The organism is Pseudomonas synxantha (assembly GCF_900105675.1).
Lineage (GTDB): Bacteria > Pseudomonadota > Gammaproteobacteria > Pseudomonadales > Pseudomonadaceae > Aquipseudomonas > Aquipseudomonas synxantha.
Genome location: NZ_LT629786.1, coordinates 1,692,362 through 1,716,534, shown reverse-complemented (window position 1 = coordinate 1,716,534; position 24,173 = coordinate 1,692,362). Strand labels below are relative to the sequence as shown.

Genomic DNA, 24,173 nt, shown 5'->3' with positions numbered 1-24,173 from the left:
TCAAGAGCGGCTCGCTTCGCATCGTGGTTACTGACGGTCGCTACGTCAGAGCTGTGTAGATACCCATGGCTATCGGGAGCAAGCCCACTCCCACATTTGGATCTCCATAAATCAGTTTGAGCAACTGCGCTATGTCAGAGTCATGACACGCAGCCGCTTCACCATCGGAATACACGCCAGCACCAGCCCCGACGGCGAGTGATACACCGCCTGCTCATCGCCCACATAACCAGACGCCCGATAGAAACTCACCGCATTCAAGGTTGCATCGAGCATCACCTCTTCAATGGCCCTCAGTCGCGCAACGTCCTCCAAATGGTCAAGCATCGCCTTGCCATATCCACGTCCGGTGAACCCAGGCCGCACGAACAACGCCCCCACTTCATTGTTATCAAGATCGAGCATGCCGGTTGCGACGGCCTCGCCGTTCACCCACCCCAGGTAAAACAATTTGTCCATCAGCGTGTCATAGCCATCGGCGGCTTTGCCCCGCGTCCAAAGCGCCATCTGCTCGGCACTGTAGGCGCCAATGCACTGGCCAAGGATGGCGTCGCGGCGGATGTCAAACGCGCAGTTGGCGTCCTCGGGTGTCGCACGGGTTATCTCCAGCATTGCGATGTCCTTGTGTGACCTCAATTTGCCATTAGCCCATTTGTGCTAATCGACCCTTCCCACCTGCGGCGCTATATTCCCCGGCACTTCCAACGCTCCTTCGGCACCGCGCATCCATTGCGCGCGGGTTCGTTGTGCGTCGGAAAAACCAAAACAACCCCAAGGAAGAAGCACCATGAAACTCCACTCCCCCGTTACTCGCCTTGCCCTGCTGGGCGCCCTGATCATCGGCGTAGCCGGTTGCAGCAATATCAAGCCCACCGAAGACCATCTCAAGACGCTGTCGGAGACCAACCTGGGCGAGCCGGTAAAACGTATCTCCAATGTGCGCAGCGACTCCATGACCACCTACTATGTGGCCAACACCGCATCCGGCGAATACAACTGCTCCGTACCCAGCGGTGCCAGCGGCGGTGCGTTCGCAATCGCCAGCTTTGGCCTGATGAAACCTGCCGCCTACTGCCAGCCCAAAGGCGCACGTGGCAACGGACTGACGCCATTCATGCAGTAATGTTTTCCCGTCTGAGGTCGCGCAACCTGCCGCGCAGTTCCGCAGGGCGCACCGGCTTGGAGAGTATTGCGATCTGACGATCGTGCAACGCAGCCTGGATTTTCTCCACGTCATGACCGGTGAGGATCAACGCCGGCACCGCCCAGCCACGTTGCTGGCGTAGCTGATCGATGCATTCGATACCGGTGGCGTGGTTGCCCAGGTCATAGTCGGCGACGATGATGTCGCAGTCGCTGACCAGGCCCTGCCCACTGGACTCGGCCTGCACCTCGCAACCCCAGCGCTCCAGCAGGGCCTGGGTGGCGAGCAGTACGTTGTGGTCATCTTCCACCAGGCACACTTTCAAACCCGTGAGCAGGCCGGCCTGGCGCGCATCGGCGCGCAATGCCGGTTGAACCGGCGCAGTGGCGAGTGCCAGGCCATGCAGGCTTACTGAGGTGCCACGGCCCACCCGCGAACGCAGGCTCACGCGCAACCCCATCAATTGCCCCAGGCGCTTGACGATGGACAGCCCCAGGCCAACGCCTTCGACGTCCTTGTCACGCAGTTGACGCACGCGGTAGAACTCCTCGAAGACCTGTGACAGATGTTCCCTGGCAATCCCCCGCCCCTGGTCATGCACCTCCACCACCAGGCCGTCATCGCGAATACGCACGCCGACCAGCACTGGCCGTTGTGCAGCGTATTTGAAGCAATTGGAGAGCAGGTTCTGCACCATGGTCGCCAACATACCCGGGTCCACCAGTACCCAGTGGGTGCAAGGCCGCAAGCGCAGCTCAACGCCGGCCCAGCGTGCGGCTTCAGCGTTCTGGCGCATCAGGTCGGCGAGGAAGTCGCCCAGGTGGATCACTTGGTATTTGGGCAGCAGCCGGCCATTGTCGAGGGTATAGAGATCAAGAATCGAACGGAACAGTTGCGACACGTTGAGCAGCGAACGGTCGATGTTATCCACCAGCCGCCGCTCGTCATCCCCCAGCCGGGCTTCGCGCAGGCAGGCGGTGAACAGGCCGATGGAGTGGATCGGCTGGCGCAGGTCATGGCTGGCCTGGGCGAGAAAACGGGATTTTTCCAGGTTGGCGGCGATGGCTTCTTCGGAAGCCTTGCGCGTACGCTCCAGCAGGATATGGGCGTACACCGGGATCACCGTGCTGGTGATCATCAGCATCAGCACCATGAACGGCTGCGCCTGCCACAGCGGCGTGAGCTGGTACACCACCAACAGCGCCAGCAACGCCAGCCCCGTGGCAATCGCCAGGTAGCGCGAACCGTAGCGCATGCCGTTGCCCAGGTTCACCCAAACCATCACCGCATACAGCGGCAACGCCGCTTCACCGCCCACCACCAGGCCGAACGAAGTACCGGTGTAGTCGTGGAGCATGCCGAAGATGCGCCGCGCCGGGTAATGCCCGGGCCAGCGTGCGATGACCTGGCGCAACACGATGGACGCCAGCAGGAACAGGAAGATATACAGGATCACCGGCAGGTAGGTGTCCAGCGAGTGCCCGGGTAGGAAACCCAATAGGCTGATATACACAATGGCGATGGTGGCCACCACAATGCGCAGGTTAGCCTGGTCGAGTTCAGAGTTGGTCTCGAGACCCATAGTCATATCCTTGACATATCATCAGTAGAAGCAAGGGGCCCTTGGCCCCGCAGGTAAAGTAACATGCCTCAGCACACCCTTGCCCCAGGAAGGAGCACACCATGACCGGCCGGATCATCATCGCCGACGACCACCCGATGTTTCGCGAAGGCATGGCGCGTACCGTGCAACGCCTGTTGCCCGATGCCCAGGTGAAAGAGGCCGGCGACCTGGCCACGGTAAATGCGCTGCTGCGCGAGGCCGGCGAAGTCGACACCCTGATCCTCGACCTGCGCTTCCCTGGCCTGACCTGCATCAGCCAGCTGGCCGACCTGCGCCAGCAACTGCGGCGCACTACCCTGGTGGTGGTGTCGATGGTCGACGACGCCGCGCTGATCGAACAGGTCATGGCCCTGGGCATGGACGGCTTTATCGGCAAGAACATCTCCCCTGACGAGATCGGCCAGGCGTTGCTGGCGATCCGCGACGGCGAAGTGCTGGTCAAGTTCGCGCCTTCGGGCCTGCTGCCGCTGGGCACCCACACCCTCACCACCCGCCAGCGGGAAGTGCTGCGCCTGATTGCCCAGGGCAAGACCAACAAGGAAATTGCCAAGGCCCTGGATATCTCGCCGTTTACCGTGCGTATCCATGTGTCATCGCTGCTGCGCACGCTGGACGTGCCGTCACGGGCGGCAGCAGCAGTGAAGTATTCCGGAGAGTTGTAGGTCAAATGTGGGAGGGGGCTTGCTCCCGATGGAGGAGTCTCAGTAAATGCATCTGGGACTGACCCACCGCCATCGGGAGCAAGCCCCCTCCCACATTAAACCGAGTCGCATCAGTCAGGCGCCGCTCTGCATCCGATATTTATGCTCACTTCCCAGCTTAATAATATTTTATTAATCACCGCCCGCCCCCTAACTTGACGTCATGCCCAAGCTGAATCCAACTGCATTACGCAAGGACAGACACATGACTCAAGCAATAACAAAAATAGACACGCTGGTAGTGGGAGCGGGTCAAGCTGGCGTAGCCATGAGCGAGCACCTGAGCAAGCAAGGCGTGCCGCACCTGGTGCTGGAGCGCAGCCGCATCGCCGAGCGCTGGCGCACCGGGCGCTGGGATTCGTTGGTCGCCAACGGCCCGGCCTGGCATGACCGTTTCCCTGGCCTGGAATTCGATGATGTGCCCGCCGATGGCTTCGCGCCCAAAGAGACGGTGGCGGATTATTTTGAAACCTATGCACGCAAGTTCAATGCACCGATCCGCACCGGGGTGGACGTCACCTCAGTGGTACGCAACGTCGGCCGCCCCGGTTTTACCGTGCACACCAGTGAAGGTGTGATCGAAGCCAACCGCGTCGTGGCTGCCACCGGGCCGTTCCAGAAGCCGGTGATTCCGGCCATCGCGCCGAAAGACATCGCGCTGCACCAGATCCATTCCGCCGACTATCGCAACCCCGGGCAACTGCCGGCGGGCGCGGTATTGGTGGTGGGCGCCGGCTCTTCCGGGGTGCAGATTGCCGATGAATTGCAGCGCGCCGGGCGCCAGGTGTACCTGTCGGTCGGCGCCCATGACCGCCCGCCACGCGCCTATCGCAACCGCGACTTCTGCTGGTGGCTGGGGGTGCTGGGTGAATGGGACCAGGTGGCGATGAAACCCGGCCGCGAGCACGTGACCATCGCGGTCAGCGGCGCCCACGGCGGCAAGACCATCGACTTCCGTGAACTGGCCCAGCAAGGCATGACCCTGGTCGGCCTGACCCAAGCCTTTGACGGCAACGTGGCCAGCTTCCAGCCCAATCTGGTGGAAAACCTGGCACGCGGCGACGAAAACTACCTGGCCCTGCTGGATGCGGCTGACGCCTATATCGAGCGCAACGGCCTCGACCTGCCGCTGGAGCCCGAAGCGCGTCGCGTGTTTCCCGATGCCGAATGCATCAAGAACCCGATCCTGCAACTGGACCTGGCCGAGGCCGGCATCACCACGATCATCTGGGCTACCGGGTTTGCCACGGATTACAGCTGGTTGAAAGTCGACGCCTTCGACGCCGCCGGCAAGCCCCGGCACCAGCGCGGGGTTTGCAGTGAAGCGGGCATCTATTTCCTCGGTTTGCCGTGGCAATCGCGGCGTGGTTCGTCATTCATCTGGGGTGTGTGGCACGACGCCAAATACGTGGCCGACCACATTGCCATCCAGCGTCAGTACCTTGAGTACCGCGAACCCGCACCGGTTGCCCACCAGACCCCTGTCAGCGCCTGAGCACTTTTTCCTGGAGTTTTTTGATGCCTACCCACACTCGTATCCGCATGTTCAACACCAAAGAAACCTACCCCAACCAGAGCCTGGACAATGATCTGTGCCAGGCAGTGCGCGCCGGCAACACCGTGTATGTACGCGGCCAGGTGGGTACCGATTTCGACGGCAACCTGGTGGGCCTTGGCGATGCCCGCGCCCAGGCCGAGCAGGCGATGAAAAACGTCAAGCAACTGCTCGAGGAAGCCGGCAGCGACCTCAGCCATATCGTCAAGACCACCACTTATTTGATCGACCCACGCTACCGCGAGCCGGTATATCAGGAAGTCGGCAAGTGGCTCAAGGGCGTGTTCCCGATTTCCACCGGGCTGGTGGTCTCGGCCCTGGGCCAGGCGCAGTGGCTGATGGAAATCGACGTGATCGCGGTTATTCCAGAATAAGGAGGCTAGCCATGACCTTTTCCATCGTCGGCCGTTGCGCGGAAACCGGCCAGCTGGGCATCGCCATCAGCTCATCGAGCATCGCCGTGGGCGCCCGCTGCCCGTGGCTGCGGCCCGGTGTGGGCGCAGTGTCGACCCAGAACATCACCCTGCCTGCCCTCGGCCCGGACGTGCTCGACCTGCTGGAACAGGGCCTGGCCCCGGCCGAGGCCCTCGACCAAGCCCTCACGCGCAACGGCTACAGCCAATACCGGCAAGTGACGGCGATTGACCACCTGGGCCGCAGCGTGCATTTCAGCGGCAGCCAGACCCTGGGCACCCATCATGCGGTATCGGGCGAGCAATGCGTGGCGGCGGGCAATATGCTTGCCGACCGCGAAGTCATCACGGCGATGGTCACAGCCTTCGAACAGGGTGAAGGGCAACTGGCAGACCGGCTGCTGGCGGCCATGCATGCCGCCATCGCCGCCGGTGGCGAAGCCGGTCCGGTGCACTCTGCCGCGCTGGTGGTGGTGGGCGAGCTGACCTGGCCGATCATCAATCTGCGTGTGGACTGGGCCGATGAAAACCCCATTGGCGAACTTCAATCACTCTGGGACGCCTACCGCCCGCAAGTGCAGGACTATATCGACCGCGCCCTCGCCCCCGACCGCTCCCCCGGCTACGGCGTGGCCGGAGACGACCGATGAGCCGCAGCCGCGAATTGCTGCGCATGCTGGTGGGGTTCGACACCACCAGCCGCGAATCCAACCTGCAGTTGATCGAGTTTGTGCGCGATTACCTCGCCGGGTTTGGTGTAGCCAGTGAACTCGTCTACAACGCGCAGCGCAGCAAGGCCAACCTGTTTGCCAGCGTCGGCCCGGTGGAGTTGCCGGGTATCGTGCTGTCGGGGCATACCGACGTGGTGCCGGTGGACGGGCAACCCTGGACGCTGCCGCCGTTCGAGTTGACCGAACGCGACGGCAAACTGTTCGGGCGCGGCACTGCCGACATGAAGGGGTATATCGCCTGTGTGCTGGCGTTGGTGCCGGAGCTGGTCAAGACGCCTTTGCGCCTGCCGGTGCATATCGCCCTGTCCTATGACGAGGAAGTCGGCTGCCTCGGTGTGCGCTCGCTGCTTGCGGTATTGGAGCAGCGCCCGGTAAAACCGATGCTGTGCATCATCGGTGAACCGACTGAGCTCAAACCCGTGCTCGGCCACAAGGGCAAGTTGGCGATGCGTTGCGACGTGCATGGCGAGGCATGCCACTCGGCGTATGCGCCCTCGGGAGTGAATGCGATTGAACACGCTGCCGAGTTGATCGGCGAGCTGGGGCGCATTGGCCAGCGCTTGCGTTCGCGCCAGGACCCAAGGTTCGATCCGCCGTTCAGCACGGTACAGACCGGCATGATCAGCGGTGGCAAGGCGTTGAACATCGTGCCCGCCGATTGCCGCTTCGATTTCGAAGTACGCGCCCTACCCGCCATGGACCCGGGCGAAGTGGCCGAGGAGTTGCAGGCGTATGCGATGCAGCAGGTGTTGCCGCGCATGCAGGCGGTGAGCAAGCAGAGTTCGATCAGGTTTACCGAGTTGTCGGCCTACCCCGGCTTAGTTACCGACGAGCGTAGCCAGGCGGCGGAGTTGATCGCGGCGTTTTCGGGCTCGCGGGACTTTGGCACCGTTGCGTTTGGTACCGAAGGCGGGCTGTTCGATGCCGTGGGCATACCCACCGTGGTGTGCGGGCCGGGAAGCATGGACCAGGGGCATAAGCCGGATGAGTTTGTGAATGTGGAACAGCTCGACGGCTGCGATGCCATGCTGCGAAGGATGCTGGACTCGATTCAGATTTGAAGAAAATACAGATCCAATGTGGGAGGGGGCTTGCTCCCGATGAGGGAGTGGCAGTGAAAGCAGCTGTGACTGACACACCGCCATCGGGAGCAAGCCCCCTCCCACACGGGGTCCTGCGTTCAGCCGAGTAACCGTGCGAGCTCTTCACGGCAGTAATCCACAAACAACTGCACCGGCTTGGTCAGCGGGGCCCGCCTCAGCCACACCGCCGACAACCCCGACCCCGTCACCGTTTCCGCCAACGGAATACACACCACCTTCTGCCCATCATAGGTGTACTCACTGAACGGCTTGGTCACCAGGATCGAGAACCCGAACCCGCGCCCCACCATGCCGCGCACCATCTCGATGGACGGCGAACTGAACACGATATTCGGCGTCAGCCCGCGCTCTTCAAAGATGCTCACGAAATAGGTCCGGCTGGGCAGCACATCGAGCAAGATCATCGGCTCCAGCACCAGGTCGGCCAGGGACACCTTGGCCTGTTGTGCAAAACGGTGATCGGCCGGCAGCAACGCATAAGGCTGTTGCGGCGGCATCAGTGGCGTGGTCTCGATGGTGCCGCCCAGGTCGTGTTCGAACAGCATCGCCACATCGATACTGCCTGCCGTCAGCGCCTGCACCAGCTCCTGCTGCTCGCCGTCGCGAATACGGATCTCAACCCCCGGCCAGCGCGCCTTGAAACCGGCGATCAAACGCGGCAGGTACAGCGGCGCCACGGTTTCAAAGCAGCCAATATCGATCTGCCCCGCCACTACATCATTGTCCGCCAGGGCGTTCTGCTCGAACTCATGGGCCACCCGCAACAGCTCCAGGGCCTTGCGATAAAAACGCGCGCCACTGGGGGTGAGCGAAACGCCCTGGGCGTGATGGCGGATAAACAGCTGCACGCCAAAACTCTCCTCCAGGTGCTTGATCGCCGTGGACACCGACGGTTGGGCGATATACAGCTTGCGCGACGCCTCGGCGACGCTGCCGCATTCGGCCGTGGTCACAAAATATCTGAGCTGGCGCAGGTTATAGGCAGCCATCGGCACCTCCATAAACGTGGGATTTCGCCCCAAACAAGTGCGAAAAAATCGCGCTTTTTTCATCGATTCGAGCCCATGCAACATACCGGAGCAAAAATCTGCGCGAGATACTTTTTTTAAGGTCTATAGCAACAAACTTACTAATTTACCTCCCCGCGCCCATTGCAGATGATCACTCCAACAACAAAGCGCCGCCCCGTGCAGCGCACAGCGAAGTACGTCAACGTACTCACCTTGCCTTGGAGCTCGTCATGGTTACCACTGCAACATCCAGCGCCCCGCTTATCGAAAAACACACGATTGGATACGTGCCCCCGGAAGATCGCCATGGAAAGGTAAGAGACCTGTTCACCCTGTGGTTCGGCGGCAACATCGCGCCGTTGCCGATCGTCACCGGCGCACTGGGTGTGCAACTGTTCCACCTCAACCTGATGTGGGGCATTGTCGCCATCCTCGTCGGCCACCTGGTCGGCGGTGTGTTGATGGCGTTGCACTCGGCCCAGGGCCCGCAGATGGGCATCCCGCAGATGATCCAGAGCCGCGCTCAGTTCGGCTCGCTCGGTGCGCTGCTGGTGGTGGTGATTGCCGGGGTGATGTACATCGGTTTCTTCGCGTCCAACATCGTGCTCGCCGGTAAATCCCTGCACGGCGTGGTCGACGCGGTGCCCGTGCCGGTGGGCATTGTGATCGGCGCCATCGGCTCCGGCATCATCGGCATCATCGGCTATCGCTTTATCCACGTGCTCAACCGTATCGGCACCTGGGTGCTGGGCGCCGGCATCGTACTGGGCTTCGGCTACATCTTCACCCACGTGCAGACCACCGACTTCCTGACCCGCGGCAGCTTCAACATCTCCGGTTGGCTGGCGACGGTTTCCCTGGCTGCGCTGTGGCAGATCGCCTTTGCGCCGTACGTATCGGACTATTCCCGCTACCTGCCGGCCGACGTCCCCGTCGCCGCCACCTTCTGGACCACCTACCTGGGCTCGGCCCTGGGTTCGAGCCTGGCCTTCATCTTCGGCGCCGTCGCCGTGCTCGCCACCCCGGTAGGCATGGACACCATGGACGCGGTCAAACTCGCCACAGGCGCCATCGGCCCGTTGATGCTGGTGCTGTTTTTGCTCAGCGTGATCAGCCACAACGCCCTCAACCTGTACGGCGCGGTACTGTCGATCATCACCCTGGTGCAGACCTTCGCCTACCGCTGGATCCCCACGGCCAAAAGCCGCGCCGTGATCTCCATCATCGTGCTGGCCGCCTGTTCGATTGCGGCGGTGTTCGCCTCCAAGGACTTCATCGGCCACTTCGTCGACATGGTGCTGGTGCTGCTGGTGGTGTTGGTGCCGTGGACGGCGATCAACCTGATCGACTTCTATGCGATCCACAAAGGCAAGTACGACATCGCCTCGATCTTTCGCGTGGATGGCGGCATCTACGGCAAGTACAACCCACAGGCGCTGCTGGCGTATGCGGTGGGGATTGCGGTGCAGATTCCGTTTATGAACACGCCGCTGTACGTGGGGCCGATTTCCGAGCACATCAACGGTGCGGACCTGTCCTGGGTGGTGGGGTTGGTGGTGACGTCGCCGTTGTACTTCTGGTTGGCGAGTCGCGACAGTGCGTATAAGCGCCGCATGGATGGGGGCAAGTTGGTGGGGGGGGTCTGATACAGACTCTCGGTTGCGCCCAGGTCGAGGGCACTTTATAGTTCGCTCCGTCGCTGGCGTTGGCTGGCGACAGGGTTTCGCAGCCCTACAAAATAGAATCAACCTGCACAGTCATCAGACCCTCAGGCGGAGTCCGCTTGCGTCTTGTTTATGGCGGCTGTGCGTGGGAGACCTTCGGGTCTGCCGGGGGTGATTCTTCCTGGTCTGCGAACCCGCGCACAGTTGCCACCCAGTCTGTTTCGCAGCAGCAAGGTGGCAGTTCTTTTTACCCAAATAGAATCGAACCTTATGACTACTCAACACCCGCCACGCCGCTTCACCCCCATGTCCCAAACCGCAACCGACTACCCCGTGCTGCTGATCGACAGCGACGCGCCGCTGAGCGAGTTGCACGCCTGTGCCAGCGAACGGCTCAATGCCGCACTCGCCTACCTGCACCTGATGGCCTGCTCCAACGTGTCGGACTATGCCGAGCACGATATCAACACCGTCGCCAATACCGCCCGGATCATGGTCCAGGATGTGGCGGATGTGTTTACAGTGATTGAAAAGCGCGGCTTTGATTCGCCTGCTATTGCCTGATGTGATGTGAGCTGTGAGGAAACCCGCCTTGGCGGGTTTTCTGGTTTTTGCAGAACTCAAACCTACCGCCAGGATATGTCGAACTCGGTCAACTGTGGGAGGGGGCTTGCCCCCGATACGTAACCACGATGCGAAGCGAGCCGCTCTTGATCTTGCTTTTGATCTGAGGCGCCCCGTTAAACCACGCTGGCCGGAATTCGACAGCGATTTGGGGGATAAACCGGCAGGGATGCCGGTTTAGCCGCCCCGCGCCATGGATGGCGCGTGGCGGCGGCCCCCCAAATCGCTGTCGGATTACGGGCACACCGAGCCTAAGCGAGGTGCCGAGTGGTGGGGCGAGGACCTTTTGCTTACTTTTGGGTCCTTCCAAAAGTGAGCCGCTGTAAGAGCGGAACCCTAAGTAGCCGTTACCGCAGCAATGGATATGTACTCGGTATGATCCAACATCCTGGTCGGCTGTCAGGCCGCCATCGGGGGCAAGCCCCCTCCCACATTTGGATCTGCATGGGTCAGTTGAACCTCACTTCTTCCCCTCGAAGCAAATAGCCTTCCGGTGCCATACACCCAATGTTTCTCTATGATATGGCCTTTCGCTCAACGCCCCAGGAAACACCCATGCCCACCCTCACCTTGCGCAACGCCCTCCCCGCCGACGCCCACCGCTGCTTTGAAATCGAAACCAGCGCCTACGAAGGCGACGAAGCCGCGACCCTGGAAAAGATCGCCACGCGCATCGCGCAGTATCCCCAGGGCTTTCTGATCCTGGAAGCAGACGGCGATGTGGTCGGGTTTATCAACTCAGGCTGCGCCCATGAGGTGGTGATGTCAGACGAAGCCTTCAAGGAGTTGGTCGGTCATTCACCCGAGGCGCCGAACGTGGTGATCATGTCGGTGGTGGTCGACCCGGCGCATCAGGGCAAAGGCTATGCAACAACCCTGATGACTGAGTTCGTGCAACACATGCGTACGCTGGGCAAGCAGACCATTCACCTGATGTGCAAGGAGCAGCATGTGCCGTTGTACACCCGCATGGGCTACACCTATGTGCGCCCTTCGCCTTCGGATCACGGTGGGATGGCGTGGCATGAGATGGTGATGGTGTTTTAAGAGCCCCCTTACACAGCGATCGCATCTATGTTGCAAAACGTAAAACCGCCAACAACCGCGCGGCGAAAAAATGCATTTCAACGAGCAAAACCCCTGAGTTCATCTGCACTCCCTGACGTCAAGCCGGGCATTGCAAATGATCTTCCAGACTGTGCCTACAGCCACTCCTGCACCTCAGCAACCTGAACGCTCAGTGGTTTTACGTCGTTACAATCACCCCGAACAGGTCTGATTGAGCACCCCTTCATGGCGCTGTAGCCTGCGAAACGCCTAGCCGTGAACTGATCCTGGCAGGTCCATTTCCTAGCTATCACAGAGGTGCAATTATGTCTTCAATCAATACTCCCACCCCCTCCATCCCTGCGTACCAGCCGGTTGACACAACCAGGATCGGTAACGACACACCCAAGTCAAACGCCTTGGAACAAAACGAGTTTGGTGAGGATGCAGAAGTATCCGACGGCAAGGGCGGCTGGATAAGCGCCAGCGACCAATATCGGGCCCACGCCAACCGCCAGCGACTCGAACAGGAAGCCAACCATGAACCTATTGATTTCGAGATCAAATCCGACGGCAACGACGGTTGGGTCAAGGCCGATGACAGTCAGGAACCCATCGACTTCGAAATCAAATCCGACGGCAACGGCGGTTGGGTAAAAGCCTAATCCAGGCTTTAAAGGTTGGGCGGGCTACAAACCACGCCAGGTCGAATCCCAGTCTGAATGTGGGTGTGGGCTTGCTCGCTCCCACTTCTGAATTAGAGGCATCAGCCAAATCGTTACCAACTGCCAGAAGCCCCACCGCCGCCACTGGAGCCCCCTCTACCGGAACCACCGCTGCTGGAATTACCGCTGCTGGAATTACCCGCGCTGGAGGAACGGCCGCTGGAGGGGTGACTGCTTGAGCTCGAACGGAGGAAACCACCACCCGAACTTGAACCAGCCCCACTGCCGTTGTAGATGAAGATAAACAACGATAGAACGAATGCGCCCGGAAGCGTCTCCTGCCAGCCGTCACCGTCGGCAATCAATACTGCGGTCAGATACACCATCATCGCCAGGAAAAGCCGCACGATAAAACCCATCCGACTCTTGCCCCAAGCGTCTTTCATGAACACCAGCAACAGCAGATGCAGCCACAGTAAAAAACATGCTCCCACCAGAAACATCAACCAATCGAAGAAGTTGACCTCAGTGTATTGATTCACCACCACCAGCCCGACGATGTAAATCAAAAACAGCAGTGCGCAGTAAAATATCGTGCGTGCCCTCCACAGCGCACCGAAAATGGCAGCGCCGATCAGCATATTCAGCGGGAATACCAAGAGGTACAGCGGCCATTGCGCACCGCCGACAAAAACTACCACCAGCACCGTGAGCACAACCGTGGCAATCAAGGCGTGGCGCCAGTCCAGCTTGCGAGTCACTATCAGCACGCCGCCGACAGCGCCGAAAACGAACGCCAGCAACACCGCAGTGGCTCCGAGTGGCAACCTCGGTTCAGCGACCTTGGGCAGATCGCCGCCATCCACCAACACGGTCAAGGCGTTTACGCCCTGTTGAATACCGCCCGCAAAGTCCCCCTGGCGAAACGCCGGGGTGATGCGCTCTTCGATAATGCGATGGGCCAGCAGGTCGGTGACGATACCTTCCAGGCCGTAGCCCACCTCGATGCGCACTTTGCGATCGTCTTTGGCCACCACCAGCAGGATGCCGTCGTTGATGTCCTTGCGCCCCAGCTTCCAGGCGCGGAACAATTGGTTGGCATAGTCCTCGATGCCGTCGCTGCCGGTAGTCGGTACCAGTAACACGGCGACTTGCGCACCCTTTCGCTGTTCAAGCTCGGCGAGTTGGTTTTTCAAGCGTTGGGTGGTAGTGGAGTCGAGAGTGTTGGTGAGGTCGATCACCCGTTGGTCCAGGGCCACCCCGATGGGCGAAGTGTCAGCCCGGGCCAGGCTCATCACGCCGACAAGCAACAGAACCAGCAGGCTCAACACCGATTGCCGTAGAATCATCACCATGCTTTGTTACCTGAAGTTTCTTCCTGAAGGCATCGACTCTACCTGATCGACGTATAACACGTGACCCTAAGCGTGCGACTATCTAAACTGCTGCCACGCCCACATAGCTATTTGCCATCTACGAGACGCCCATGGATCTACGTCACCGCAACCACGTCAGTGTGAAGGGCCATGGGCCTTCGACCCTGGTGTTTTCCCACGGCTTTGGCTGTAACCAGGCGATGTGGAATTATCTGGCGCCGCACTTTCTCGAGCGCTTTCACGTGGTGCTGTATGACTTGGTCGGCGCCGGCCTGTCGGACCTGAGTGCGTTCGACAAAACCAAATACAGCAGCCTGGACGGCTATGCCCGCGACCTCAACGAGATTGTCGACGCCTACGCCAAAGGCCCGGTGATTCTGGTGGGCCACTCGGTCAGCGCGATGATCGGCACCCTCGCCGACCGTTTCGCCCCCGGGCGCATTGCCGCACATGTGATGATCGGCCCGTCACCCCGGTATATCGACAGCGAGGACTATGTCGGCGGCTTCAAGCACGACGATATCGACGACCTGCTAGATACCCTGGACAGCAACTACCTGGGCTGGTCCAGCGCCATGGCCCCGGTGATCATGGGCGCGCCGACTCAACCGGCATTGAGCACCGAACTCACCGAAAGCTTCTGCCGCACCGAGCCGGACATCGCCAAGCAGTTCGCACGCGTGACCTTCCTCTCGGATAACCGCCACGACGTGCAGGGCCTGGCCACCCCGGTGTTGATCCTGCAATCGAGCGACGACCTGATCGCCCCCGTGGCCGTGGGTGAATACCTGCATGCCGTGATGGCCAACAGCACTTATCGCCTGGTGGACAATGTCGGCCATTGCCCGCATATGAGCGCGCCCCAGGCGTGCGCGGCGGCGATGGACTTGTTCCTGGCGCCGTGGGCAGCTGCCGATGCCTGACTCGCTGTTCGACAGCGCCGCCTGCGCCCTGGCCGTGACCCAGGAGGACGGCAGCATCCTGCACGTCAACCCGCGCCTGAGCGACTGGCTCGGGTTCAGCGCGGCCGAGTTGCAGGGGCGCAGGTTCCAGGACCTGCTGACCATGGGCGGACGGATCTTCTACCAGACCCACCTGGCACCGATGCTGCGCATGCATGGCAGCGTCACCGAGGTGAAGCTCGACATCCGCCATTGCGCCGGGCACAAATTCACCGTCTTGCTCAACGCCAGCCAGCGCCAGCAGCCCGACGGCGTGGTGTATGACCTGGCGCTGTTCGGCACCACCGACCGTGACAAGTACGAGCGCGAACTGCTCAATGCGCGCAAGTTGGCCGAAGCCCTGCTCCAGGAAAAAACCGCCACCGAACTGGCCTTGCACCAGGCCCAGGCCGAATTGAGCAAGGCCTATGCCATCGCCCAGCGCCGGGCGTTGTTCGCCGAGCAGATGGTGGCGATTGTCAGCCACGATTTGAAAAACCCGCTCACCGCGATCCGCATGGCTTCGGACTTTCTCCAGCGCGGCGAGCGCACAGCCAAGGAGCGCCAGTTGCTGGGGCACATCGGCCAGTCGTCGGAACGCGCTCAACGCATGATCGCCGACTTGCTGGACTTCACCCAGGCCCGAGTCGGCCAAGGCATCACCATCAAGGCGGTACCGCTGGATCTGCACAATGTGATCCAGCATGCGGTGGACGAACTGCGCGTGGCCTTCCCGGCCGCCACGCTGGTGCATCACGCCGAGGGCCTTGGCCAAGCGTGCCTGGATGCCGACCGGGTGCAGCAGATCATTGGCAACCTCGTCGCCAACAGCGTGGCCTATGGCGACCTGCTGCAACCGATCACCATCACCTCGCGCCTGGGCGACAACGCCTGCGCCGTCGCCGTGCACAACCATGGCCCGGCAATTCCCGAAACACTGCTTGCGGGGCTGTTCGAACCCATGACCCGTGGCACCGATCAGGGCAGCGACGTGCGCAGCGTCGGCCTGGGCCTGTATATCGTGCGCGAACTGGCCAGGGTGCACGGCGGCGATGTGGCGGTGAGTTCCTGTGTGATGGCCGGCACCACCTTTACCGTGATGTTCTAGTACAGGTACGCGGCGCCCTGCATGATCGGTTCTACATGGCCGGTCAGTATCACCCCGCCCTGCCCGTCCCATTGCACCGTGACCGTACCGCCGTCGCACTCGACCGCCACGGTGTCATCGAGCAGCCCGCGCCGAATTCCATTGACCACCGCCCCGCAACAACACGAACCGGACCCCAACGGCACAGCGCCGCCACGCTCCCAGATGCGCAGGCGGATATGGCTGCGGCTCAGCACTTGTACGAAATGTACATTGGTCTTGGCCGGGAACAGTGGGTGAACTTCCAGTGCCGGGCCGACCGTCGCGACGTTGATGGCGGCGATGTCCTCCACGAAAAACGTACAGTGCGGGTTGCCCATGCTGCAAGCCGCCGGGCTGCCATCGATGGGCAGCACGCGGGTGTCGATCGCCTTGGCCAGGGGCACCGCTGCCCAGTCCAGCAACGGCGCGCCCATGTCCACCGACACCTGCTGCCCTTCGACGCGGGTACACGTCAGTAACCCACGCTCGGTACGCAGCACGACGGCCTGGGTACCGGCCTCGTGCATCAGGCGGTCAGCCACGCCGCGGGTAGCGCTGCCGCAAGTGTGCAGGCGCGTGCCGTCGGGGTTCCAGAATTGAATGCGCGCGGCGGCATCCTCACAGTCGAGCACCACCGCCAGTTGATTGAAACCGATGCCCGTGTGGCGATTACCCAGGCGACGGGCAACCTGCGCAGTGATGGGGTTGTCCTGGCCACGGCGGTCGATGATGATGAAGTCGTCGCCGTGGGCGTGCATCTTCACGAACGGCAAGGTCATGGGTGCAGGTCCTGTTGTCGAAGTGAAGCAGTTCTAATAACACTGTAGGAGCGAGCTTGCTCGCGAAAATCGTGAAGACGACACGTTTTACCTGCAAGTACGCGTTATCGTTGACGTTCTTCGCGAGCAAGCTCGCTCCTACAAAGGGTTGATGGTCATGCTTATCGTATTCAGCGGCCTGCCCGGCAGCGGCAAGACCACGATTGCCAGGCAACTGGCGCGACAGACCGGCGCGGTTTACCTGCGCATCGATGTGATCGAACAGGCACTGCGGGACGCAGCGGTATTGATGGGCGATGTGGGTGCCAGCGGCTACGGCGTGGCGAATGCGCTGGCGCTGAGTAATTTGCGCTTGGGGCAGCGGGTCATTGCCGATTGCGTGAACCCGGTCAGGGAGAGCCGCCAAGCCTGGCAGGCGGTGGCGACGACAGCGGGGGTAGAACTGATCAATATCCAGGTGGTGTGTTCTGATCAGCAGGAGCACCGGCGCCGTGTGGAACGCCGGGTGGGCGATGTTCCCGGGCTGGTGCCGCCGACCTGGCAGTCGGTGCTGGTGCATGAGTACGAACCCTGGGATGAACCGGCGTTCAGGCTTGATACCGCGCGAATAACGCCGGCACAGGCAGTCGCGACAGCCCACGCACATCTGTTCAATGTGGGAGCTGTCGAGCTTTAGCCGGATTCAGTCGGGGAAATTACCGCGCAACGCCTCGAGTCCACCGCTGTAGACGCCGGCAAACAGTTCTTCCACTGCCGCATCCGTAGTGCCTGCTGCCGGGGTGAACACGCCGGACCAAGTCACTTTCGCCGACGTCTCAGTCAGCGCTTCAACCTGCAAGGTCGCCAGATAAGCACTCACCGGAAACGGCGACGCCTCAATGGTATAGCTGTAGGTGCGCGCCACGTTGTCGAAGCTCTGCAAGCGCTCGACGATCTGGCCGCCGTCAGCCGTGGTCAGGTGACGCACACGACCACCTTCGCCTGGCTCGCTCTTGGCGATAAAGGGCAGCCAGTCGGGCAGGCTGTTGAAGCCGCCGATCAGTTGCCAGACCTGGTCGGCCGATGCCGGGATTTCAATCACAGAAGATGCTGTTGCCACGAGAAATACTCCAAAACAGGAAAAAAATCAGATCGCCATGCTGTCGACAACGCCGCCGTCAACCCGCAACGCGGCACCGGTGGTGGCAGACGACAGCGGTGAAGCAATGTACGCCACCAGGTTCGCCACTTCATCCACATTGGCGGCGCGCTGGATGATCGAGGTAGGCCGCGCATTACGCACGAACACATCGGCCTCTTCCCGTGCACTGCGCCCGGACTGGGCCGTAGCGTCCTTGAGCATCTGCTCCAGGCCGTCGGTAAAGGTCGGCCCCGGCAGGATCGCATTCACCGTGACGCCGGTGCCCGCCAAGCGCTTGGCCAAACCGTGGGACACCGCCAGGTTGGCGCTTTTGGTCACGCCGTAGTTGATCATGTCGGCCGGCGTAGCCACGCCGGACTCCGACGACACAAAGATCACCCGGCCCCAGCCCTGCTCGACCATGCCTGGCGCATAATGGCGCGCCAGGCGCACGCCGGAGATCACATTGACCTCATAGAAGCGCGTCCACTCGCTGTCCGGCGCCTCGAAGAAATCCACATCGTTAAAGATGCCGAGGTTGTTGACCAGGATATCGGCGCGAGGTTCGGCAGCGAATAGTTTCTCGGCGCCCTCGAGGGTGCCAAGGTCGGCCACCAGCCCACGCAGGTCAGCGCCGGGCACCGCCTGACGGATGCTGGCCAAGGCGTCGTCGACCTTGCCCGCGTCCCGACCGATCACCACTACCGTGGCCCCGGATTGCGCCAGGGCCTGGCTGATGCCCAGGCCGATACCAGCGGTGCTGCCGCTGACGATGGCCACTTTGCCGCTCACATCGATGTTCATACTTAAACTCCTTGGGAATCAGAGAGGCAAAGGCGCACGGTCCGATATCAATCGGGCCTCGCGCAACGCTTGCCAGAAGGCTGCTGGAATCTTCTCTGACAACGCCGCGACATCTTCGGCAATCCGTCCCGGACGACTGGCACCGGGTATCACCGCCGCCACTGCCGGGTGCGCCAGGGAGAACTGCAGCGCCGCGGCTTTCACGCTCACCCCAAACACCTGGGCGATCGCCTTGATCTGCTCGACCTTGCTGATGATCGCCGGGTTGGCTGGTTGGTATTCGAAGTGCGTGCCGCCGGCAAGAATGCCGGAGCTGTAGGGGCCACCAACGACAATTTCGACGTGCTGGGCCAAGGCCGAATCCATCAAGCGTTGCAGGGCGCGCTCGTGGTCCAGCAGGGTGTAGCGGCCGGCCAAAAGGAAACCGTCGGGCTGGGCCTCAGCCAGGTCCAGGGTCAGTTCGCAAGGTTCGACACGATTGACGCCCAGGCCCCAGGCCTTGATCACGCCCTCTTCACGCAAGCGGGTCAGTACTTTGAACGCGCCAGTACGGGCCTGGTTGAAGTACTCCAACCATTGGTCGCCGTAGAAGTCCTGGGCGATGTCGTGAACCCACACAATGTCCAGGCGATCGGTCTGCAGGCGTTCGAGGCTGTCTTCAATGGAGCGTAGAGTGGCGTCGGCGCTGTAGTCATTGAGCATCTTGTTCGGGCGGCCGTGTTCGAACACGCCGCTTTTTTCGCCGAGGTCGCGAGAGCCGGCTTCTACTTCATCCAGAATCACCCGGCCGACCTTGGTGCTGAGCACGTAGTCATCGCGATTGTAGTTAGACAGGGCCTGGCCCAGGCGGATTTCCGACAGGCCCGAGCCGTAGAAGGGTGCAGTGTCGAAGTAACGCACGCCGTGGCTCCAGGCGGCCTCGACAGTGGCCTGGGCTTCATCTTCAGGAATGGCGCGGAACATATTGCCAAGGGGGGCGGTGCCAAAGCCCAGTACGCCGGGCAGTTTGTCTTTCAAGCTCATGGTGGGATCCTCATCGGTTCAAGGGGGTGACCGTTGAGCAGATCCTAGATTGCGCTGGTCAGACCGTCCAAGACATACTGCGACCAACTTGAGTCCCCAGAGGTCTTACATGATCGATCTACGCCAACTGCGCTACTTCGAAGTGGTCGCCGAAGAAGAACACGTCGGCCGCGCCGCCGAACGCCTGCACATCTCTCAATCACCCCTGAGCCGCCAGATCGCCCAGCTCGAAGAGCGGCTGGGCCTGACCCTGTTCGAACGCAGCCAGCAGCGCATCCGCCTGACCCGCGACGGCCAGACCTTCCTGGCCGAAACCAAGGCGCTGCTGACCCACGCCAATCGCCTGGAATCCCTGGGCAAGCGCCTGGGCCGTGGGGAAGAAGGCGGCTTGTGCATCGGCTATATCGAAAATGCCATGCATGCCGGCGTACTGCCCAACGCCCTGCGCATCCTGCGCGATGACCGGCCCACCGTGCACATCAAACTGTACAACCTGCCCTCCCTTGAGCAATTGGAGGGCTTGCGCCAACGCAGCCTGGACATCGCCCTGGTGGGCGAACCGCCTGCCGCCGACGACCCGGACCTGACCGCCTTGCAAGTGCTCGACGACCCGATGCTGCTGGCCCTGCCCGAACAGCATCCGCTGACCAGGCAAAGCGAATTGTTGCCTGAACACCTGGCCGAACAACAATGGATCGGCGTGCAGCGCAAAACCGGCGCCAACCCCGCCGATGATTTCGTCGCCGCCTGTATCCGTGCCGGGTTCACCCCGCAGATTCCCATGGAAGCCAGCGAACCCTTTACCGCATTGGGCCTGGTGGCCTCGGGGCTTGGAGTGGCGATGGTGCAGAAGGGCCTGAGCCGCAACGCACCGCCCGGCGTGGTGTTGCGCGAGCTGCCATGGCTGAGCTACACCACACCGCTGTGGGCGGCATGGCACCGGGTCAACCTGCGACCATTGGTGGAAACCTTTCGCAAGGTGCTGACTGAACCTACCGCTATCTAACTATGTGGGAGGAGGTTTGCAGCGATATAGGTGGGTCAGTCAACATCCCTGTCTCTGAACCACCGCTATCGGGAGCAAGCCCCCTCCTACATTTCAACCGCGTTTTGCCTGAATAAATGCGATCAACTGTGGGAGGGGGCTTGCCCCCGATGAGGGAGTGTCAGCAAACAGATCTGTGACCGACCCACCGCCATCGAATCATCACACCAGCCCCACATTTTCTAGCGCGCCAACCTCGCCATGATCCCCGCCGAATTGACGAAAATCGCAACCCCCACAAACACCAGCCCAATCGCAACCCCCTGCCCCAGGCTCAGCTGTTCGCCGAAGAACACATACGAAGTGAGCAGCCCCGACACCGGTACCATCAACAACAACGGCGCCACCCGCGAAGCCGGGTATTTCTTCATCAGATTGTTCCATACCCGGTACCCGACGATGGTAGTGATATAGCACTGGAACACAATCGAGAACCCCGCTCCCCAGGTCAGGTCGGTGACCAGGTGGGTCAGCGGCTCGGCACCCTCGAACCACAAGGTCATCAACAACAGGATGGGGATCGAAAACAGACTGGACCAGACGATAAAGGCCACCATGTCCTCAGGCTGGTTGACCTTGACGATCAAGTTGCACAACGACCACGACAACGCCGCCAGCAACACCAACAAAATGCCCAGAGTGGTGGACGCCTGCTCCGACAGGTGCAGGATCATGAACAGCCCCAGCGCAGACAACAGCATTCCCGCCCCGTGGACCCTGCTTATGGGTTCCTTGAGAAACAACCGGCTCATGATGAGGGTGAAGAACGCACTGAACTGCAGGAACACCGAAGACATCCCCGCCGACAGCCCGTTGTGCATCGCCACGTTGACCACGCCCCACAGCCCGGCACCGAACAGCACGCCATAGGCAGCCAACAAGACATAGGAAACACCCTGTGGCTTAGGAATGAACATCACCAGGGGCAGCGCACAGAAGGTGAACCGCAACAGGGTCAGCACAAACGGGTCCAAATCCTCCAGACCCAGGCCGATGACCGAGAAGTTGGCGCCCCAGATTATCGTTACCGCCAGCCCTGCCAATAGATCGGATTTACTCAGGCGCATGGCCCTTCCCCCCGTTATGCCAGCGTCTTGGGCGGCACGGGGGCTGTCTATAAGCTCCTCCCTGGACCGCAGCTTGTGCGGGGCGCAATTTACGCAAAGATTTGCACGCGGGTAACTAACCGTACGGTCAGTAGGCAAGGGACGGAAAAAGTGTCTTGAAAAAAGCCCTTCCGCTTTTCGCCACACTGCCCCGCCCCTTTAAACACCGCCTGGGGTCAGAGCATCTCGCGCAACCGATACCACAACATGCCCAGCGCCAGCAGCGGCGAGCGCAGTGCCTTGCCGCCCGGGAAGGTCATGTGCGGCACCTGGCTGAAGATATCCAGGCCACGGCTGCCGCCGGCGTGAATTGCTTCGGCCAGCAGCCGTGCGCACCAGTGCGTGACGTTGAGGCCATGGCCGGAATAGCCCTGGGCATAGAACACATTCGGGTACTGCTGCAACCGTCCGACCTGGGGAAAGCGGTTGGCGGTGATGCCGATCTTGCCGCCCCACTGGAACTCGATGGCGGTGTTGGCCAGTTGCGGGAACACCTTGAGCATTTTCGGGCGCATATACGCGGCGATGTCCTGGGGGTCGCGCCCCGAGTAATGGCAGGCGCCGCCGAACAACAGGCGTCGGTCAGCGGAAAGCCGGTAGTAATCCAGGCCGACTTTCTGGTCGCACAGCGCCAGGTTCTGTGGGATCAACTGTTGCGCCACGCGTTCAGGCAGCGGCTCGGTAGCAATGATGTAACTGCCGGCCGGCAGCACCTTGCCGCTCAAACGCGGTTCCAGGTCTTCCAAATGCGCATTACACGCCAGCACCAGTTGGGCGGCGCGCACAGTGCCCGCGGCGCAGCGCACCTGCACGGTGTCGCCATGGATCAGTTCCAGCACTTGCGTGTGCTCGAAGATTTTCACGCCAAGGGCCTCGGCCACCTGGGCCTCGCCCAGCACCAGGTTGAGCGGGTGCAGATGTCCTGAGCCCATGTCGACCAGGCCGCCGGCATACACCGTCGAGCCCACCACGTGCGCCATGTTCTGGGGGCCGACCAGTCGCGTTTCATGGGCGTACCCCATGGCCGCCAAATGTGCCTGTTCGCCCTTGAACGCCGCAAACTGCGCCGGGGTGTTGGCCAGCTCACAGAAGCCCCAGCGCAGGTCGCAATCGATGCCATGCTCGACAATGCGCTGGCCCACCAACGCCACCGAGTCGATGCCGGCCCGCTCCAGGTAACGCACGCCCTCCTCACCCACGTATTTGGCAAACCCCGAGACATCATGGCCGATGCCACGGATCAACTGCCCGCCGTTGCGCCCACTGGCACCCCAGCCAATGCGCCGAGCCTCCAGCAGGATCACCGAGAGCCCGCGCTGGGCCAGTTCGATGGCGGTGTTGACGCCGGTAAAACCGCCGCCGATCACACACACATCGGCGCTCAGGTCTGTACCCAGGGCGGCACGCTCAGGCAATGCGTGGGCCGAGGCGCGATAATAGGACTGGGCGTGGTCATGGGACAGCATCATTTGTTGGTCTTCACTTTGCTCCAGGCGCGGGTCATCAGGCGCATGGTTGCCGGGGTCGGCGTGGTGGAAATATAGAGTTTGTCGAGCACTGCCTGGGGCGGGTACACCTCAGGGTTGTCCACCAGTTCAGGGGCCATGAACGGCTTCGCCGCCGGGTTGGCGTTGGCGTAGCCCACCGAGGCGCTGACCTTGGCGATCACTTCGGGGTCGAGCAGGTAGTTGATAAAGGCGTGGGCCTGCTTGGGGTTGGTGGCGTCTGCCGGGATCGCCAGCAGGTCGAACCACAGGTTGGAGCCTTCCTTGGGAATCGAGTAGGCAATGTTCACCCCGTTCTTGGCTTCCTTGGCGCGGTTGGCGGCCTGGAATACATCGCCGGAATAGCCGAACGCGACGCAAATATCGCCGTTGGCCAGGTCCGAAATGTATTTGGAGGAATGGAAATAGGTAACGTACGGCCGCAACGTCAGCAACTTGGCCTCGGCTTGCTTGTAGTCCTCGGGGTTCTCGCTGCGTGGGTCCTTGCCCATGTAGTTAAGGATCGCCGGGAACAGTTCGTCCGCCGAGTCGAGGAAGGCCACGCCGCACTGGTTGAGCTTCTTGATGTTCTCGGGTTCGAACAGCACCGCCCACGAATCGATATGGTCGATGCCCAGCACCTGCTTGACCTTGTCGACGTTGTAGCCGATGCCATTGGTGCCCCACAGGTACGGCACCGAGTGGGCGTTACCCGGGTCGTTCTGCTCCAGCAACTTGAGCAGTTTGGGGTCGAGGTTCTTGAAGTTGGGCAACTGCGCACGGTCGAGCTTGAGGAACGCGCCGGCCTTCACCTGGCGCGCCAGGAAATGGTTGGACGGCACCACCACGTCATAACCGGTACGCCCGGCAAGCAACTTGCCCTCCAGGGTTTCATTGGAGTCGAACACATCGTAGATCACCTTGATCCCGGTTTTCGCCTGGAAATCCGCCAGGGTGGTCTCGCCAATGTAATCAGTCCAGTTATAGACGCTGACCGTCGGCGCGGCCTGACCGGCACTGCTGAATGCCGCCACCAGGGCCAACGGGAGAAGCTTGTTCACAAGACGCATATCGACACCCCTTTT

At 61.3% G+C, this 24,173-nt stretch carries 25 protein-coding genes; 14 read left to right on the top strand and 11 right to left on the bottom strand.

The features are described from left to right. Nucleotides 1-129 precede the first annotated feature (129 nt). Entirely contained in the window at nt 130-612 is a 483-nt protein-coding gene (locus BLU48_RS08305) for a GNAT family N-acetyltransferase (protein WP_057025640.1), read from the bottom strand. Nucleotides 613-787: 175 nt separating this feature from the next. Between BLU48_RS08305 and BLU48_RS08300 the strand changes: the two genes are divergently transcribed. Then, nucleotides 788-1,123 carry a hypothetical protein gene (locus BLU48_RS08300; RefSeq protein ID WP_046068533.1) on the top strand — a complete coding sequence of 112 codons (336 nt, stop codon included), beginning with the start codon at nt 788-790 and terminating at the stop codon, nt 1,121-1,123. Here the strand turns inward: BLU48_RS08300 and BLU48_RS08295 are convergent. Further along, entirely contained in the window at nt 1,113-2,726 is a 1,614-nt protein-coding gene (locus BLU48_RS08295) for an ATP-binding response regulator (RefSeq protein WP_057025639.1), read from the bottom strand. The two genes, BLU48_RS08300 and BLU48_RS08295, sit on opposite strands and share 11 nt — an antisense overlap. 101 nt (nt 2,727-2,827) lie before the next feature. Here BLU48_RS08295 and BLU48_RS08290 point away from each other — a divergent pair, with 101 nt between their 5' ends. From BLU48_RS08290 to argE, 5 genes are all read left to right on the top strand, one after another. Beyond that, nucleotides 2,828-3,430 carry a LuxR C-terminal-related transcriptional regulator gene (locus BLU48_RS08290; RefSeq protein ID WP_057025638.1) on the top strand — a complete coding sequence of 201 codons (603 nt, stop codon included), beginning with the start codon at nt 2,828-2,830 and terminating at the stop codon, nt 3,428-3,430. Nucleotides 3,431-3,632: 202 nt separating this feature from the next. Continuing rightward, on the top strand, nt 3,633-4,964 hold the full coding sequence (locus BLU48_RS08285; RefSeq protein ID WP_371851109.1) for a flavin-containing monooxygenase: 1,332 nt from the start codon (nt 3,633-3,635) through the stop codon (nt 4,962-4,964). Nucleotides 4,965-4,987: 23 nt separating this feature from the next. Continuing rightward, a complete protein-coding gene (locus BLU48_RS08280; RefSeq protein WP_057025636.1) occupies nt 4,988-5,398 on the top strand; it encodes a RidA family protein in 411 nt (136 codons plus the stop codon). Nucleotides 5,399-5,409: 11 nt separating this feature from the next. Continuing rightward, nucleotides 5,410-6,087, top strand: coding sequence for a DUF1028 domain-containing protein (locus BLU48_RS08275; protein WP_057025635.1), 678 nt, complete (start codon nt 5,410-5,412; stop codon nt 6,085-6,087). Further along, nucleotides 6,084-7,229: an acetylornithine deacetylase gene (argE, locus tag BLU48_RS08270; protein ID WP_057025634.1), complete on the top strand. Its 1,146-nt coding sequence runs from the start codon at nt 6,084-6,086 to the stop codon at nt 7,227-7,229. Before BLU48_RS08275 ends, argE begins: the two co-directional genes overlap by 4 nt. Nucleotides 7,230-7,348: 119 nt before the next feature. Here argE and BLU48_RS08265 read toward each other — a convergent pair whose 3' ends face one another. Continuing rightward, entirely contained in the window at nt 7,349-8,260 is a 912-nt protein-coding gene (locus tag BLU48_RS08265; RefSeq protein WP_046068540.1) for a LysR substrate-binding domain-containing protein, read from the bottom strand. 251 nt (nt 8,261-8,511) lie between these two features. On the opposite strand from BLU48_RS08265, the gene BLU48_RS08260 reads away from it, so the two are divergent. From BLU48_RS08260 to BLU48_RS08240, 4 genes are all read left to right on the top strand, one after another. Next, the gene (locus BLU48_RS08260; RefSeq protein ID WP_057025633.1) at nt 8,512-9,927 is read left to right on the top strand and encodes a purine-cytosine permease family protein; all 1,416 of its coding nucleotides are present in this window, start codon (nt 8,512-8,514) and stop codon (nt 9,925-9,927) included. 288 nt (nt 9,928-10,215) lie between these two features. Next, a complete protein-coding gene (locus BLU48_RS08255; protein ID WP_043050396.1) occupies nt 10,216-10,509 on the top strand; it encodes a hypothetical protein in 294 nt (97 codons plus the stop codon). A gap of 615 nt (nt 10,510-11,124) precedes the next feature. After that, complete coding sequence (locus BLU48_RS08245) at nt 11,125-11,616, top strand: GNAT family N-acetyltransferase (RefSeq protein ID WP_057025632.1); 492 nt, start codon at nt 11,125-11,127, stop codon at nt 11,614-11,616. Nucleotides 11,617-11,942: 326 nt separating this feature from the next. Then, complete coding sequence (locus BLU48_RS08240) at nt 11,943-12,281, top strand: hypothetical protein (RefSeq protein ID WP_082636742.1); 339 nt, start codon at nt 11,943-11,945, stop codon at nt 12,279-12,281. Between the two features lie 113 nt (nt 12,282-12,394). Here BLU48_RS08240 and BLU48_RS08235 read toward each other — a convergent pair whose 3' ends face one another. Next, entirely contained in the window at nt 12,395-13,636 is a 1,242-nt protein-coding gene (locus tag BLU48_RS08235; RefSeq protein WP_057025630.1) for a TPM domain-containing protein, read from the bottom strand. A gap of 131 nt (nt 13,637-13,767) precedes the next feature. Between BLU48_RS08235 and BLU48_RS08230 the strand changes: the two genes are divergently transcribed. After that, a complete protein-coding gene (locus BLU48_RS08230; RefSeq protein ID WP_057025629.1) occupies nt 13,768-14,580 on the top strand; it encodes an alpha/beta fold hydrolase in 813 nt (270 codons plus the stop codon). Beyond that, nucleotides 14,573-15,706 carry a PAS domain-containing sensor histidine kinase gene (locus tag BLU48_RS08225; protein ID WP_057025628.1) on the top strand — a complete coding sequence of 378 codons (1,134 nt, stop codon included), beginning with the start codon at nt 14,573-14,575 and terminating at the stop codon, nt 15,704-15,706. The genes BLU48_RS08230 and BLU48_RS08225 overlap by 8 nt, the downstream gene beginning before the upstream one ends. Here BLU48_RS08225 and dapF read toward each other — a convergent pair. After that, on the bottom strand, nt 15,703-16,506 hold the full coding sequence (gene dapF, locus BLU48_RS08220; RefSeq protein ID WP_057025627.1) for a diaminopimelate epimerase: 804 nt from the start codon (nt 16,504-16,506) through the stop codon (nt 15,703-15,705). The two genes, BLU48_RS08225 and dapF, sit on opposite strands and share 4 nt — an antisense overlap. A 157-nt stretch (nt 16,507-16,663) precedes the next feature. On the opposite strand from dapF, the gene BLU48_RS08215 reads away from it, so the two are divergent. Continuing rightward, complete coding sequence (locus BLU48_RS08215; protein WP_057025626.1) at nt 16,664-17,182, top strand: P-loop nucleotide/nucleoside kinase family protein; 519 nt, start codon at nt 16,664-16,666, stop codon at nt 17,180-17,182. 6 nt (nt 17,183-17,188) lie between these two features. Here BLU48_RS08215 and BLU48_RS08210 read toward each other — a convergent pair whose 3' ends face one another. Genes BLU48_RS08210 through BLU48_RS08200 form a run of 3 tightly spaced genes read right to left on the bottom strand, consistent with a single transcriptional unit; the run spans nt 17,189 to nt 19,453 of the window. Further along, nucleotides 17,189-17,605, bottom strand: coding sequence for an SRPBCC family protein (locus BLU48_RS08210; protein ID WP_057025625.1), 417 nt, complete (start codon nt 17,603-17,605; stop codon nt 17,189-17,191). Between the two features lie 27 nt (nt 17,606-17,632). Next, on the bottom strand, nt 17,633-18,430 hold the full coding sequence (locus tag BLU48_RS08205) for an SDR family NAD(P)-dependent oxidoreductase (protein ID WP_057025624.1): 798 nt from the start codon (nt 18,428-18,430) through the stop codon (nt 17,633-17,635). Between the two features lie 18 nt (nt 18,431-18,448). Continuing rightward, nucleotides 18,449-19,453, bottom strand: coding sequence for an aldo/keto reductase (locus BLU48_RS08200; RefSeq protein WP_057025623.1), 1,005 nt, complete (start codon nt 19,451-19,453; stop codon nt 18,449-18,451). 109 nt (nt 19,454-19,562) lie between these two features. On the opposite strand from BLU48_RS08200, the gene BLU48_RS08195 reads away from it, so the two are divergent. Then, on the top strand, nt 19,563-20,459 hold the full coding sequence (locus tag BLU48_RS08195; protein ID WP_057025622.1) for a LysR substrate-binding domain-containing protein: 897 nt from the start codon (nt 19,563-19,565) through the stop codon (nt 20,457-20,459). Nucleotides 20,460-20,680: 221 nt separating this feature from the next. On the opposite strand, the gene BLU48_RS08190 is transcribed toward BLU48_RS08195, so the two are convergent. The 3 genes from BLU48_RS08190 to BLU48_RS08180 form a co-directional block, all read right to left on the bottom strand. Then, nucleotides 20,681-21,565 carry an EamA family transporter gene (locus tag BLU48_RS08190; RefSeq protein ID WP_057025621.1) on the bottom strand — a complete coding sequence of 295 codons (885 nt, stop codon included), beginning with the start codon at nt 21,563-21,565 and terminating at the stop codon, nt 20,681-20,683. A gap of 215 nt (nt 21,566-21,780) precedes the next feature. Beyond that, entirely contained in the window at nt 21,781-23,073 is a 1,293-nt protein-coding gene (locus BLU48_RS08185; RefSeq protein WP_057025620.1) for an NAD(P)/FAD-dependent oxidoreductase, read from the bottom strand. Then, complete coding sequence (locus tag BLU48_RS08180; RefSeq protein ID WP_057025619.1) at nt 23,070-24,158, bottom strand: polyamine ABC transporter substrate-binding protein; 1,089 nt, start codon at nt 24,156-24,158, stop codon at nt 23,070-23,072. The genes BLU48_RS08185 and BLU48_RS08180 overlap by 4 nt, the downstream gene beginning before the upstream one ends. Between the last annotated feature and the right edge of the window lie 15 nt (nt 24,159-24,173).